The organism is Spirochaetota bacterium (genome assembly GCA_038043445.1).
Lineage (GTDB): Bacteria > Spirochaetota > Brachyspiria > Brachyspirales > JACRPF01 > JBBTBY01.
Genome location: JBBTBY010000036.1, coordinates 1 through 11,500, shown reverse-complemented (window position 1 = coordinate 11,500; position 11,500 = coordinate 1). Strand labels below are relative to the sequence as shown.

The 11,500-nt window shown below is 55.2% G+C and carries 11 protein-coding genes and 1 pseudogene; 9 read left to right on the top strand and 3 right to left on the bottom strand.

Going from position 1 to position 11,500, the window contains the following annotated elements:
• Positions 1-201 precede the first annotated feature (201 nt).
• Positions 202-981: a sugar phosphate isomerase/epimerase family protein gene (locus AABZ39_05640; protein ID MEK6794236.1), complete on the bottom strand. Its 780-nt coding sequence runs from the start codon at positions 979-981 to the stop codon at positions 202-204.
• Positions 982-1,024: 43 nt separating this feature from the next.
• Here AABZ39_05640 and AABZ39_05635 point away from each other — a divergent pair, with 43 nt between their 5' ends.
• From AABZ39_05635 to AABZ39_05625, 3 genes and pseudogenes are all read left to right on the top strand, one after another.
• A complete protein-coding gene (locus AABZ39_05635; protein MEK6794235.1) occupies positions 1,025-1,204 on the top strand; it encodes a hypothetical protein in 180 nt (59 codons plus the stop codon).
• 15 nt (positions 1,205-1,219) lie between these two features.
• A pseudogene (locus tag AABZ39_05630) lies at positions 1,220-1,369 on the top strand (hypothetical protein).
• A gap of 93 nt (positions 1,370-1,462) precedes the next feature.
• On the top strand, positions 1,463-1,936 hold the full coding sequence (locus AABZ39_05625; protein MEK6794234.1) for an AraC family transcriptional regulator: 474 nt from the start codon (positions 1,463-1,465) through the stop codon (positions 1,934-1,936).
• Positions 1,937-1,941: 5 nt separating this feature from the next.
• On the opposite strand, the gene purL is transcribed toward AABZ39_05625, so the two are convergent.
• Positions 1,942-4,140: a phosphoribosylformylglycinamidine synthase subunit PurL gene (purL, locus tag AABZ39_05620; GenBank protein ID MEK6794233.1), complete on the bottom strand. Its 2,199-nt coding sequence runs from the start codon at positions 4,138-4,140 to the stop codon at positions 1,942-1,944.
• Between the two features lie 29 nt (positions 4,141-4,169).
• Positions 4,170-5,057, bottom strand: a complete 888-nt coding sequence (locus AABZ39_05615) for a hypothetical protein (GenBank protein MEK6794232.1) — start codon at positions 5,055-5,057, stop codon at positions 4,170-4,172.
• Between the two features lie 124 nt (positions 5,058-5,181).
• Between AABZ39_05615 and AABZ39_05610 the strand changes: the two genes are divergently transcribed.
• The 6 genes from AABZ39_05610 to AABZ39_05585 form a co-directional block, all read left to right on the top strand.
• A complete protein-coding gene (locus AABZ39_05610; GenBank protein MEK6794231.1) occupies positions 5,182-6,036 on the top strand; it encodes a PocR ligand-binding domain-containing protein in 855 nt (284 codons plus the stop codon).
• A gap of 171 nt (positions 6,037-6,207) precedes the next feature.
• The gene (locus AABZ39_05605; protein ID MEK6794230.1) at positions 6,208-6,981 is read left to right on the top strand and encodes a hypothetical protein; all 774 of its coding nucleotides are present in this window, start codon (positions 6,208-6,210) and stop codon (positions 6,979-6,981) included.
• Positions 6,982-7,003: 22 nt separating this feature from the next.
• Positions 7,004-8,386 carry a hypothetical protein gene (locus AABZ39_05600; GenBank protein ID MEK6794229.1) on the top strand — a complete coding sequence of 461 codons (1,383 nt, stop codon included), beginning with the start codon at positions 7,004-7,006 and terminating at the stop codon, positions 8,384-8,386.
• Between the two features lies 1 nt (position 8,387).
• Entirely contained in the window at positions 8,388-9,761 is a 1,374-nt protein-coding gene (locus tag AABZ39_05595) for a hypothetical protein (GenBank protein ID MEK6794228.1), read from the top strand.
• Between the two features lie 50 nt (positions 9,762-9,811).
• Positions 9,812-10,858, top strand: a complete 1,047-nt coding sequence (locus AABZ39_05590) for a deoxyguanosinetriphosphate triphosphohydrolase (protein ID MEK6794227.1) — start codon at positions 9,812-9,814, stop codon at positions 10,856-10,858.
• Positions 10,859-10,882: 24 nt separating this feature from the next.
• Positions 10,883-11,500 (top strand): DUF4432 family protein (locus AABZ39_05585; GenBank protein ID MEK6794226.1); only part of this gene is annotated, 618 nt, incomplete at its 3' end.

Here is an 11,500-nt window from a genome sequence, read left to right as displayed (position 1 = left end):
ATGGCTATGGTTAGCCAGACACGAATTACACTAATTTCCACGAATTATTCGTGTTTATTCGTGCAATTCGTGTCTATCCCTCTTAATCCGGCGTTAATTGATCAGTATATTTCACCTACAAAAAAAATTCACTTACGGAGGGCCGTGCTTGCGGCGTGGCCTTGGCGTTCAGCGTACATGTCACACGTCGGTGAATGACGGCTACAGGCCGTGTTCTTTCGCAAGGCCGCGAAGAAGGGCGAGCGCAACGGGACCCTCTACAGCGATATCGTTCACTTTCCCCTCGATCGACATGCGTCCGCGGTAGTGTATCAGCGAAAGCTCTCTGAAGAACGATGCATAATCGTCCTCAGCGCGGGATGCGGGGACGTTCCTTCCGTTGCTGTTGATGACATGAATATGCTGTAGCAATGCCCCGGCTTCCGATATATGAACCGCCGGTTCATTATCCTTCCGTATATGATACCAGTCGGCGAGGAGCTTGACGTTCGGATGCGCCGTTCTTGAGACGACATCCTTTCCCTCGGAGACCGAGTTAATGATATTCGTTTCGCCGGTATTGAGGGGCTCAACGACGATGGTCAAGCCGTGCTTCTTCGCGGCATCCCCTGCGATACGCGCTGTTTCGATGAACTGCTCCACCGCTCTCGCTTTTTCCCATCCGTCCGGGCATTTCCGCGCCCCGCCCGAACCGAACACGACCATCTGAGCGCCGAGCTTCGCGATGCGCTCGAAGGACTTCGTCAGATGATCCTGTATGCGCGCCGCGTCCACCTGAGGCCCGACGACCTTGATATCACCGGGGAAGAGCACATTGAACGCTTCGCATCTGATGGAACTCGATGCGGCAAGCGAACATGCGGATGCGAATTGTTCTTCCGTCATACCGGCGATCGACACCACCGAGGGTTCGATATAATCGAATCCGGCCGCCTGTGCCTTCGTTATGGCGTCAATACCTGCGCATATGCCTATTCTCATGGGAACTCCTTGTGAGGATATGATATCATGATACGGTGCATTAGTGAATGTCATTGCGTTCGTATTGCATGTCAGAAAGTACACGGGAACCGCTCTTGCCCTGCCATTCGATTGCCGTTACAATAAGCGCATGAACGATATCCTGAGCGACCTTTCAGAGCACATCGCCGTTGCCATGCACTTTGCCGCACGGAATACGCACCCGTGCGGATGGCATGAGTAGCGCGCGCATAAGGACTACGATGTATGGATCGTCGATGAGGGCATTATCCATACGGAGATAGCGGGGCGTACCGATGCTGTTTCCGCCGGCGATGTATTCCTCATGCCCCCCGGCGTGCGCTACCGCGCTTCGTCGGATGCACCGGTGTCGTTCTTCTGTTTCCACTTCGACTGTTCGCTCGGGATAAGCCGCCGCTTCATCAATGACCTCGACCTGGCGGGGGCCGTACGCCGTGCGGACATCGCCGATGAAACGCACATGGTCATGAAGGCCTGGGATGATGAAAGGAGCACCCGGCCAATGGGCGCATTCCTTCTGCGCTCATCGATAAGCATACTTTTCGCGCGCATCGCCTCGCTTAACCTGTCGCGGCGAAGCGATGCCACGTCCGCCGAAGGCAGGGCGCTTGAGCGGATAAAGCCCGCGATCAATTACATCGCATCGCATCTCAATGGATCGATAGCATCGGAAGCGCTTGCGTCGGCATCCGGCATGGCGCTCAAATATTTTTCGACGTATTTCAAGAAGACGATAGGCATCACCCCGCGGCGCTATATCGAGCGGTTGAAGATGAACCGTGCGCGGGAATATCTTGCCGATCAGCGGCATTCGGTCGGCGATGTGGCGGGCCTCCTGGGGTTCGCGGACCAGTTCACGTTCTCAAAGGCGTTCAAGAAATTCTACCGCGTCTCGCCGTCCGGCTTCATGCGGGAGATCGCGTCGAAGGGATAGGGCGCTTATTCCCCGAGCCGCTTCTCTATCGCGGTACGATAGACGCCGGAAAGCGCATCGACCCCGACGGAGAGCGCATCGTTGATGATGAGCCGGGCGTTCGGTCCCGCGGTGGTCTTGCCGAGCTTATAAAAGCGCACCGTGCGTGCACGAAGTTTCTCTTCGACGGCTTTGATGTTCTCCGGTGACGCGGTGAACACATAGCGGGACTGCGTTTCCCCGAAAAGAAGTGCTTCGGCGGGGATGCCGGTATCGAACGTCACCGTGCAGCCGAGGCCTTTTGCGATGCACATCTCCGCGAGCGTAACGGCAAGCCCGCCTTCGCTTATGTCCGATGCGCTGCCGATAAGACCGAATTTGATGAGCTCGGCCATCGTTTCGCCGTGTTTTTTTTCGAGCGCGAGATCTATCTCGGGCGTGTCCCCGGCTATCTCATCATGCACGACGGACAGGTATTCGCTCGCGCCCATCTCATTGAGGGTGTCGCCGAGGAGATAGATGAATTCGTTCTCGCGGCTGAAATATCCTTTACGAGCATTGGACACATCGTCGATAAGCCCCACCATGCCGATGACGGGCGTGGGATATATCGGTGATCCGCCGGTCTCGTTGTACATGCTGCAGTTGCCGCCGGTCACCGGCGTTTCGAGTATGATGCACGCCTCGCGCATGCCGCGTATCGACTGCTCAAGCTGCCAGTATATCTCCGGTTTCTCAGGATTGGCAAAATTGAGATTGTTCGTCACCGCAAGGGGCTTGCCGCCCACCGCGATGATATTGCGGTACGCTTCCGCAACGCAGATCTTGCCGCCCTTGTACGGATTGAGATACGTGTACCGCCCGTTGCCGTCGACGCAGGTGGCTATCGCCTTGCGCGAACCCTTGAGGCGGAGCACGCCGGCACCCGCCTCGCCGGGGCGTATGACGGTGTCGGTGCCGACCATATGATCGTACTGTTCGTATATCCAGCGCTTGCTCGCGATGTTGGGCGAATCGAGGAGTGCGAGGAGCGCATCCTTCGCCGGTACGGCTTTATGCTTCTTCATCTGCCGCGCTGCTGCGATGTATTCGGGGACGACGCCGGTGCGCGTGTACTGCGGCACCTTATCGGTAAGCGCCTTCACGGGAATATCGGCGACCTGCTCACCCTTGTAGGTTATCGTGAGCCGATCGGTGTTCACCACTGTTCCGATGACGACACAGTTCAGATCCCATTTCGCGAGCACCGCTTTCATGTCCTCAAGTTTGTCCGGCGTAATGACGGCAAGCATTCTCTCCTGCGATTCCGAGAGGAGCATTTCATACGGCGTAAGATCGTCCGCACGCTTGGGTATATTATCGAGCGACATGGCTATGCCCACGCCGCCGCGCGATGCCATCTCCGATGACGACGAAGTGAGCCCTGCGGCACCCATATCCTGCACGCCGACAAGGAGCTTCTTTTCAATGAGCTCAAGCGTGGCTTCCATGAGAAGCTTTTCGGTGAACGGGTCGCCCACCTGCACCGACGGGCGTTTGTCCTCGCCGTCGGAGGAAAGCTCCTCGCTCGCGAAGGTGGCGCCGTGTATGCCGTCGCGGCCCGTTGTCGAGCCGTAATAAACGACGAGATTGCCGATACCGCTCGCTATCGCTTTTGTGATGCGGTCCTTTTTGATGACACCCACGCACATCGCGTTGACGAGTATGTTCTGCTGATACGTCTTTTCAAAGTACACGTCACCGGCTATGGTGGGTATGCCCACGCAATTGCCGTAATCGCCGATGCCCTTGACGACACCCTTGGTAAGATGCACCGTGCGCTCATTGTCGAGCGTTCCGAAACGCAGCGCATTCAACATGGCGATGGGCCGCGCGCCCATGGTGAAAATATCGCGAAGGATACCGCCGACGCCGGTAGCGGCGCCCTGATACGGTTCCACCGCGGAGGGGTGATTGTGGCTTTCGATCTTAAAGACGATGGCCTCATCGCCGCCGATGTCCACGATGCCGGCATTCTCGCCGGGGCCCTGCAGTATCTGTTTGCCCTCGGTGGGAAGCGTCTTGAGGAGTGGCTTCGTGTTCTTGTAACCGCAGTGTTCGCTCCACATGACGCTGAACACGCCCAGTTCATTGATGTTCGGTTCGCGCCCGAGATGCTGCTTGATAAGCGCGTACTCGGCGTCCGTGATATTGTGCTCTCGAATGATCTCAGGCGTTATCGTCATCGGCTCAATTCCCTTGTGTGTGCTGTCGTTTATTGCTGTTTGCTGACGGTGAACTCGATCGAGCGTACAATGCTTTCATCCGCAGCGAGCACATCGGCCTTCCATTCACCCGCGGTGCAGTTTATCCAGTAGTACGTCGTCCACTCTTTGCTCTTTATCTCCACCTGGCTGTAATACGTGGTGACGAAATCCTTGTCGCCGTCTATCGATTCGGTGAGCTTGCTCCAGCGTATCACCGCTTTTGCGGGAGCGCTCGGGGCCTTGAATTTTCCCCAGAACCATATCCGCTTGGGCTCTTCGGCGGCGGTGAACTCGGTGCCCGGATTCACCGCTGCGTGTTTGTCAACGTTCTCACAGATCGCCGCATCGACGACGGAGACTATCGCTTTGCTGTCCGTGCCGGCAAGGGGGTTCTTCACTTCCTTCGCCGCCCCGGCGACCTCAAAAACAAATCCCTTCATGATGCTCTTCCTGTCCGCGCCGAGCGCGTCGACACGCCAGAGCCCCGGTGATGAGAGCGCCCATGAATACGTCGGGTAATTGGTCGACTTTGTCACGGAAAGTTCGGTCACATGGCTTTCTTTCCATATCCCGCGGCCGGAAAGCGTCGGGACATAATATGAATAGCGGTGATAGACGACGTTCGTAACGCCCTCGGAGGCGATACGCGTGAAGAAAAACACCTTCGCTGTTCCATCCGCACCCGGGGCATACGACGTGCCGGGTGTGATCGGGGCACGCTTCTCAACGCCGGCGCACACAACGCCCTCCACAAGCTCCATGCCGAAATCGCCTTTCACTTTTCCCGCGTCGTTCGGCAGACCGCTTTCAAGACCTTTTACATCGCGCGGCTTCGCACAACCGAACATTCCGAGAATTGCCGCTGCGATGACCGCTGATGATATTGCTTTTTTCATACTACCCTCCGGGAGATCGATAGGACAGCGATTATAGCAGAAGTAGCGGGAAACGCAAACATCGGCCGGGAGAACCCGTATCGATAACCTTGACGATGCCGCAAAACCGATCTACTATTGGGGCATGAAGCACCACGCCCCGCCGAATCGCCCCAGGCAGGTCCTCATCGATCCGGAGGCTATCGATACAATGCGTGCTTTTTCCGAGATAACCGGCGTTCCGCTCAGTATATACCGCCGTGATATGTCCCTTGCAAAGTTCTCACCCGTACCGCAGACGCCGTATTGTACCTTTGTTCACCGGACATTATCGCGGTGCAAGACATGTCTTGCGTCCGACCGCGATCATATGCAGAAAGCACGAAGTATCGGCGCTCCCCTCTGGTATCGCTGTCACGCGGGATTGCAGGAACTCGTAGTCCCGATCCATTGTGAGAACAGTATCATCGGTTTTGCCAAAGCGGGTAAGGTACGGACGTCGGACAGTCCGCCGCGATCGCTCGTTTCCGCATGCGGCCCGAACGTGCGGACGAAAGCGATACGTTACTTCCGCGCAGCGCCGCTCGTAACGTCCGCGTGGCAACGGGAATTCGCATTCATCTATTCGGTATTGATCGAGAACCTTATCGCAAGAAAGCTCGTCCGAGTCGTGCATTCGCCGGTTGTCGAGGAGCTGCTCGCTTATATAACGGATAATTGCGCCGAGAACATCTCCGTTAAGACGCTGGCGCATCGTTTTTTCATGAGCCGCTCAACGGTCAGTCGACTTTTCCGGAAACATGTGGGACAACGCGTGAAGGATTTTATCGTTGGAACGCGTGTTGCGAACGCAGAAATGATGATACAGACACATCCGGAACATACCCTTCGCGCAATAGCATCGGCATGCGGGTTTTCCGATCAATTCGCCTTTTCAAAAGTATTCAAACGGATACGGCACCTATCACCGATCACGTACCGCAGGAAATTCGCACCCTGATCGATGCGTCATTTCGACATACTATATGCGCAATTGAACATTCCCTTTCCCGTCGGGGCGGCATACCTTACTATCTCGATCGTTTGACACGGCCGGGAACACGCCGTACAATCGCCGATAATGGCGGTCCATCATGGCTATCGTCCGTACGCAGCGGTATGAGGAGGAGATATGTGCAATCGAACGACTATCGCAGGTCTCTTAGGGCAAGGCATCAGGGCCGTACTTGTCGTTATGTTCTTTATTCCCCTGTCGCTTTCCGCACAGGTATTGCATCCCGAGACGGTCGATTTTTACCGGCTGAAAAGCGGGTTCTCGTTCAACGGCGACGGGTCGCTCGGTTTTTTCTATAACACCTATCCCGTTATCAGCGCCGGTGTCAGCACCCGTGTCCTCTTCAACAGCGACGGACATATACTCGGAGCATTCGCATCATGCAGCTATCAGCAGTCGGGTATCGTTAAATCGAGGAATGACGGCGTCGCCGATGCGCGTTACTATTACCGCATACTCGATTTCCTTTATGCGGAAGCGTTCGTCTCCGGGAGCTATAATGAGCAGCGGCATATCGATTATATGCTCTTCACCGGCGCTGGTTGTATCATGCCGATGCAGATCTTTCCTGAGCTTACGGTGAATATCGGGGCATTGGGGGGCTATGCCTGGTACAGCTCGAGCCCGGCATACCTTTCATCGCCGGGGATTATCGCATCGGTGGCGGTTCTCTATAAGCCGCTTGAGAACCTGCAATTCACGCTTTACAGTTATCTGCAGATAATAGTGCCGAGAGTGGTATTCTTCAACATTCCGGTGAATGCTTCGGTTGACATTATGCTGACCAAGAACCTCAGCCTCGGTCTTCTTTACACGCTCATCGTGGATGTAGTGCTTCCGTCGAATCGATTCTCGCACGATGTGACGGCGCTCATCCGGGTGAAATTGTGAGGAACTCGAGGAGGATATCGTTATGAAGATATCATTCGTCCTTTTCATGATCACCGCTGCCGTTCTGCCGCTTATGGCGGACACGGACACTGAGATCATCATAGATTGTGCAAAGAACAAGGGGAAGGTAAAACTGCTTTCCGGGTTCGTCCACGGGGTGACCTTTGATCCGAAGAAGGATTATACCCGGGAGATACAGCTGCTGTATGCTACAAAACCCGCCTATTGGTCGATGGCGGCATTCAATAATAATGTACATGATTTCGTGATAAAGGGAGGGTTCCAAAAGAACCTCGGAACGAAAATGCAGTACAACCTGCAGGCGGCGTTCAACATGCAGTGGGGGTTCCCGATAATTTTGAACACGCCTGAACAGCCGTGCCGGAACAAGAGCAGGAAGGATCGGTCGTGCTTTAACACGTTCGCCGATCTGACGAACGCGTTCACGCAGGTGGTCGAAAAGGATCTATCGGAAGTCGCCGGCATCGGGCTGCGATTCGATTATTTCGAGATACTTGCGGAACCGAACTGGGGATGGGTGAACGTCAGCGATGACCAGAAACTGGAATTGTTCAGGATAGGGTATGATGCCGTCCAGAGACATTTCCCGAAAGCAAAAGTGCTCGGTCCGAACTATGGTTTTTACGACAAGGCGTACTTCACGAAATTCATCAAGTATTGCGCCGATATGGACATCCGGCTGGGGGGATTCTCTTGGCATAATCTCGAGGGCGAGGATGATGAGCCGGATATCCATAGGATACCGAAAAAGGCCGCCGAGATCCGGCAGCTCATGGAAGATAACGGATTACGCAAGGAGCGATCCCCGGAATTGCACATGAACGAGTATTCGTTCCGATATCATCTGATCCCGGGGTGGGAAGCAGGATATCTGTACTACATGGAAGAGGCTGGCATCGATTACATAGCCAAGGCTTGCTGGGAAATGAAAGTGGGGTTCCGCCAACGCTCAACGTGCTGGGACGGCTTTAACGGGATGTTCGATTTTGATTCGGCCGTACCGACAGCGCGCTATTGGGTGAACCGATACTATGCCGACATGGACGGGGGACTGCGGCTGATCACAAAAAAGATATCCGAAGAACGAAGGACGGTGGCGCTTGCGAGCAGGCATGATGATAAGAACGAGATCAGGGTTCTTATCGGCGCGTACTCTCCGAAAACCGAGCGGCAGAACGTCATGGTCTCGCTGGAGAATTTTCCCTACGCGGGAAAGCCCGTTCAGATCGATATCTATATGATACCGAACAATAAGAACAGAACGGTACCGGTGCCGCAATGCGAAAGCAGAACGCTGAAGGATGTGAAAGCCGATGGGGACAAGAGGATCAGCTTTTCCCTACCGGCATCATATGGTGAGGCATACTACGCACAGGTAAAATGAAATGAATAGAAGCGTTTTCTATCCGCTGTGCAATCCTTGCATTGCGGCAGTACTGTTGTTTTCACTCGTTGTTGGGGCGGCCGCTCAGGGGACGAAGACCGACGATACCGGACAGAAGATCTGCATCTATGCGAAAAGGGATATCGGGGCGGCGAAACTGCGGCAGGGATTCGTTCACGGCGTAACGTATGAAAAGGGCAGGGACTATTCACGGACCATCGAACTCGTTACCGCGCTCAAGCCCGCGTCATGGCGGCTGGCCAATTTCGACAACAATGTATACGGCTTTGTCGTCGATGAGGCGAAACTGCCCCAGACGCTCGGAACAGCGATCGTATTCAACATTCAAGACGTGTTCAATGAGCATTACGGCTGGGATGTGAGGATAAGTCCCTTCTGCGGACCAAAAAAGAAGAATTGCTTCAAGTCGTACGATCAATTCAAGAGATCGTGGCTCGGGGTGGTGAACGGCATTGTCAAGGGACGGGCGGAGAAGAACTTCATCATCGATTACTATGACGTGTTCGCGGAACCGAATTACGGGCAAGGCAAACTTGATATGCCTGTTGAGCAGTTCTATGACACGTTCAAGATCACCCATGATGCCCTGCGGCAGTATCAGACAAATGTGAAGATCGTTGCCCCGAGCTTTCTGGGCTATGGGATAAAGATCCTGTCGCGCTTCCTTGTCTATGTCGCTTCCAATGATCTGCGGCTGGATGCGCTTGCCTGGCACGAATTCGATACCCCCGAGGTCATTCCCGCGCATGTGGATGAGATCCGCGCATTTTTCAAGACCAATCCGAAGCTCTGCAATCCCGCACCGCCGGAAATTCACATCAACGAATACGCGCCGGAGGGGCAGTATCTCATACCGGGATATTGTGTCGGATATCTCTATTATCTCGAAAAAGCGGGGGTGGATCACGCCAACCGCGCCTGCTGGGGTCTTGGGAATGATTGCTGGAACGGATTTGAAGGGATGTTCCTGAATGATAATATCACCACTCGTCCGATCTATTGGGTCTATAAAGCATATGCCGAAATGAACAGGATCCGTATCCTTACCGAGAGCGCGGTGCCGCAGACTATTGCTATCGCAAGCCGTGACGATGCCAGGAAAGAGATCCGTGTTCTCGCCGGAAGGTATGGGCAAAAAGGAAGATCGGGACCACTGACGATAGACATTAATGATATTCCCTATGGGGCCGCTTCCGTGAACGTTCTGATCAGCCGTATTCCGGATAGGGGATTGCAGCCGCAACCGGCACCGCCGTCACCGAAAGCGCATGTCGTTGCGGTAATGAACGGCACAGTGTCTGTTGTGATCCCCGATCCCCGCGATGGAGAGGCGTACAGTATCGTCATACGGTAAGCGGCAGATGCCGTATTGGAAAAAAGCCGCCTCCGGTATACAATCGGCCCATGAATATCCGGGAAATGCTCGAAGCGCGGGAACGTGAAACGCTTTCGCAATACGCATCCCTTGCCGTCAATTCCCGCGGATCGCAGATACCGCGCGAAGAGGATGATCTTCGCACCGTATACATGCACGACCGCGACCGCATCATTCACAGCGAATACTTCCGTCGCCTCAAGGATAAAACGCAGGTCATACTCTCCGCCGTGGACGGGGCGTTCCGTACGCGGCTTACGCATACCCTTGAGGTGACGCAGCTTGCACGCACCATCGCCAGAGCGCTGCGCCTCAACGAAGACCTCACCGAAGCGATAGCCCTCGGTCACGATCTTGGGCACACGCCGTTCGGCCATGCGGGGGAGAAGGCGATAAACCGCATCATCGGCGGCGGGTTCCATCACAGCAAACAGAGCCTTCGTGTCGTCGATATGCTCGAGCGCGGCGAAGGGCTTAATCTTACCGAAGAGGTGCGCGACGGCATACTCAATCACACGAAAGGCAAAGGCAGGATGATAGACGAGAGCCGCTATCCGTTGACGACGGAAGCGGAGATAGTGCGCGTCTGCGACTCCATTGCCTATGTCAATCACGATATCGATGACGCGATACGCTACGGCATACTATCGGGGGAGGAGCTCCCGGCGTCGACGAAGCGTGTTCTCGGCGAGCGGTATTCGGAACGCATCGACACCATGGTGCGTGCGGTGATAATCGCGAGCATGGAGAAGCCGCATATCGCCATGGCGGCGAATATCATGGACGCCACCGAAGAACTGCGCGCCTTCATGTTCGCGCGCGTGTACGAGAGCCCGCAATTCCTCGCCGACGTTGAGGTAGCCTGCGGCATCGTAAGCGATGTCTTCGATTATTTCAGGGAGAACCCGTCGATGATAGTACGTCATTTCAGGACCGATGCTGCGAGCGACGATCTTGCCGTGCGCATCATCGACTGCATCGCGTATCAGACGGACCGCGAGATGAACGTGCTCCACAGGAAGATACGCCCCGTGGGCGTACGCGATGAGAACGAGCAGACATTGCCGCTTGCGTAGGCATTATTATGTAGGAGTTGTGACATGCTGTTCCAGGGAAAAGATCATCGCCGCGATGAGTTGCTCCGCCGTGTCGGCGATATATCGCAGATAGCGGGGGTGACCGCCGCTGAACTTATCGATGGACCGGAAAAAGGGGTGACCGCGCTCGATGTTCGTGCAGGGGCGCTTCGCTTCACCGTACTCCCCGGCCGCGGCATGGATATAGGGTATGCGTCATACAACGGGACGCCCCTGTCGTTCATCTCGGGCACCGGATTTCAGCATGCATCGTTCTATGAGCCGGAGGGATTGGGGTGGCTCCGCGGATTCTACAGCGGGCTTCTTACCACCTGCGGGCTGACCTATGCCGGGGCGCCATGCACCGACGGAGAGAGAACGCTCGGTCTTCACGGCCGCGTATCGTATACACCGGCAAGGAATGTCTCCTACGGGGGCAGATGGGATGGCGATGAGTATATCATCACGGTGCAGGGGACTATGCGCGAGGTGACCTTGTTCGGCGAGAATGTGGCGCTCACACGTACCATTACCGCCCGTGCCGGTGCGGCGTCATTTTCCATCCATGATGCAGTGGAGAATCTCGGTTTTGCGGACACCGAACATATGATGCTCTATCACATCAACATCGGCTTTCCCGTC

What these genes read in the sequence shown, in the direction of transcription:
- AABZ39_05640 (MEK6794236.1), bottom strand. Translation starts at nt 981, where the DNA reads ATGAGAATAGGCATATGCGCAGGTATTGACGCCATAACGAAGGCACAG.
- AABZ39_05625 (MEK6794234.1), top strand. Translation starts at nt 1,463, where the DNA reads ATGGTCATGAAGGCCTGGGATGATGAAAGGAGCACCCGGCCAATGGGC.
- purL (MEK6794233.1), bottom strand. Translation starts at nt 4,140, where the DNA reads ATGACGATAACGCCTGAGATCATTCGAGAGCACAATATCACGGACGCC.
- AABZ39_05615 (MEK6794232.1), bottom strand. Translation starts at nt 5,057, where the DNA reads ATGAAAAAAGCAATATCATCAGCGGTCATCGCAGCGGCAATTCTCGGA.
- AABZ39_05610 (MEK6794231.1), top strand. Translation starts at nt 5,182, where the DNA reads ATGAAGCACCACGCCCCGCCGAATCGCCCCAGGCAGGTCCTCATCGAT.
- AABZ39_05605 (MEK6794230.1), top strand. Translation starts at nt 6,208, where the DNA reads ATGTGCAATCGAACGACTATCGCAGGTCTCTTAGGGCAAGGCATCAGG.
- AABZ39_05600 (MEK6794229.1), top strand. Translation starts at nt 7,004, where the DNA reads ATGAAGATATCATTCGTCCTTTTCATGATCACCGCTGCCGTTCTGCCG.
- AABZ39_05595 (MEK6794228.1), top strand. Translation starts at nt 8,388, where the DNA reads ATGAATAGAAGCGTTTTCTATCCGCTGTGCAATCCTTGCATTGCGGCA.
- AABZ39_05590 (MEK6794227.1), top strand. Translation starts at nt 9,812, where the DNA reads ATGAATATCCGGGAAATGCTCGAAGCGCGGGAACGTGAAACGCTTTCG.